Below are 2,423 nucleotides of genomic sequence, written 5' to 3'. Positions count from 1 at the left end.
CGCGCTGCCGGGGCTGGCCGGCAGCGACCGGCCGGAGGACGCGGCCGCGCTGGTCGCGCTCGCCACCCGGACCGGCGAGGACCGGCTGGGGCTGCGGATGGACGACACCCTGGCCACCCTCGCGCGCACCGCCTCTCCGCTCATGCAGGGGGCCGCCCTAGCCGCTCGTGTCCTGCTCGACCTGGACGGTTCGGACGTTCTGGGCGCCCGCGCCGCCGGATGGGTGGACACCGCCACCGATCCCGGCGCCCGTCGACACCTGAGCCGGAGGCTGACCGGCGTGCTCGCCGCGGCGGGTCCGCTGCTCCAGTCGGCGCCGGCGGCTCTCGCCCCGCTGATGGACCGCGTCGACGGGCTGGCGGACAAGGAGTTCCTCGACCGGCTGCCGGCGTTGCGCGGCGGGTTCGACACCCTGACGCCGGCCGGACGTACGCGGTTGCTGGCGACCGTGTCCGAGCGGCTCGGAGACAGGCTGGATATGGCGCTGAGCGTGCCGCCGGCACTGTTCGCCCTCTGGACCGCCGCCGACTCCGCCGGGCTCGCCGCCGTCCAGGCGCTCGGCCTCCTTGGCCCCGCCGGGTTGGCCGGCGTGGGCACTGCCGGGTTGGCCGGCGCGTCATCCGCCGTGCCAGACCCCGGGGACGGCGGTGTGACGGCCGAGGGCCGGGGAGTCCCGGATGGCGAGGTGTCCGCCCCCCAGGCTCTTCTGCCGGGCTCCCAGACCCTGCCGCATCCGCCGGCCGAGAGACCGGTCGCCTCGCGGAGGTTCGCGCCGGCAGATCGGTGGCGGCTGCTGCTCGGACGGGAGACCGAGCGGCTGCCGTCAGGTGCCCGCTCCTACGCGCGGGCGCTCGACGAGCTGTACGGAGCGGGCCGCGGTGAGGGCGCGAACGACTTCGGGCACGGCTGCGAGGCGGGCGGTGACTCCGGCGGCCAGGGGGACTCCTTCCCCACGGCCCGCGAGTGGGCGGAGGAGCTCGACGCGCTCTTCGGGGCCGACGTGCGCGAGGAGGTGCTGGCCCGGGCGGCCGACGCCGGGCGGACCGACGTGCTCTCCGTGATCGACCCGGCCGCGGTACGGCCGTCCGTCGAGCTGCTGACCTCTGTGCTGTCGCTGGCGGGTGGCCTGCCCGAGCAGCAACTTGCCAAGCTCCGGCCGCTCGTCAGGCGTCTGGTGGCGGAGCTCACCCGGGAGCTCGCGACCCGGTTGCGCCCCGCCATGACCGGGCTGGCGACGCCGCGCCCCACGCGCCGCCCGGGCGGGCGGCTCGACCTGCCGCGTACCCTGCGCGCCAACCTGTCCCACACGCGCCGGCTGGACGACGGCCGTCTCGTGGTAGTGCCGGAACGGCCGGTGTTCAGCACGCGGGCCCGCCGGGAGGCCGCCTGGCGGCTGGTCCTCGTGGTCGACGTGTCGGGTTCGATGGAGGCGTCGGTGGTGTGGTCGGCGCTGACCGCCGCGGTGCTGGCGGGCGTGCCCACGCTCTCCACCCACTTCCTGTCGTTCTCCACGCGGGTGATCGACCTGACCGACAGGGTCGCCGACCCTCTGTCCCTCCTGCTCGAAGTACGGGTGGGCGGCGGGACGCACATCGCCGCCGGGCTCGCCCACGCCCGCTCGCTGGTCACCGTGCCGAGCCGCACGCTGGTCGTGGTCGTCAGCGACTTCGAGGAGGGCAACCCCATCGGGGGCCTGCTCGGCGAGGTCCGCTCGCTCGCCGCATCCGGCGTGCACCTGCTGGGCTGCGCCGCCCTGGACGACAGGGGCGCACCCCGCTATTCCATCCCCATCGCCCAGCAGCTCGTCGCGGCCGGCATGCCCGTCGCCGCACTCAGCCCCCTCGCCCTGGCCCGCTGGGTGGGCGACCGCCTCCGCGGAGAGACCTCGTGACGACCACCAGAGCGAACGATCCCGCCGACACCGCCGCACCGGCCGGCGGTCCGACGGCCGGGCTTCCGCCTGTGGCGCCGAACGTGGTCGCCGCGGCCGTCGAGGCCCTCACGTCCCGGCTCCGGAAGAAGCTGGACGCCGCGATCGAACAGTACGCCGCCAGGCCCGTCGCCGTCGGCGGCGAGGGCATCGAGATCAGCTGTGGCGAGGACGCCCTTGTCACGCTCACGCCGGGGGAGTCCGGCGCGATCGTCGAAGAGGGCCAGGCGCGGTGCAGCTGCCTCCTGGCACCCCGCTGCCTCCACCGCGCCGCCGTGCTCAGCGCCTGCCCACTGGCAGACCAGGTGGCGGACACGGCGCCGTCCGGCCCGGTGGTGGACGTGGGGGGTGGTCACGGGCCGGGGGGCGACGCGGCGGCGGATCCTGCGTCCGCACGAGGGGGCGACGCTGCCGCGGATCCTGCGTCCGCGGCAGGGGGTGGCGCGGCGGCGGATCCGGGTGCGGCTGGTGGCGTGGGGGCCGGTGCCGCGGG

The 2,423-nt window shown here is 76.3% G+C and carries 2 protein-coding genes; both read left to right on the top strand.

Annotated features, from left to right (window positions below; translation table 11 throughout):
• Positions 1-1,891: vWA domain-containing protein (locus tag DQW85_RS09430; protein WP_162794861.1), on the top strand; the 1,891-nt coding region annotated here is incomplete at its 5' end.
• On the top strand, positions 1,888-2,423 hold a 536-nt coding region (locus tag DQW85_RS09425; protein ID WP_205315004.1), incomplete at its 3' end, for an SWIM zinc finger family protein. The genes DQW85_RS09430 and DQW85_RS09425, both read left to right, overlap by 4 nt.

This window comes from Nonomuraea lactucae, assembly GCF_003313395.1.
Classification (GTDB): domain Bacteria; phylum Actinomycetota; class Actinomycetes; order Streptosporangiales; family Streptosporangiaceae; genus Nonomuraea; species Nonomuraea lactucae.
The sequence above is the reverse complement of the archived record's forward strand: the minus strand, read 5'-3'. Positions and strand labels throughout refer to the sequence as shown.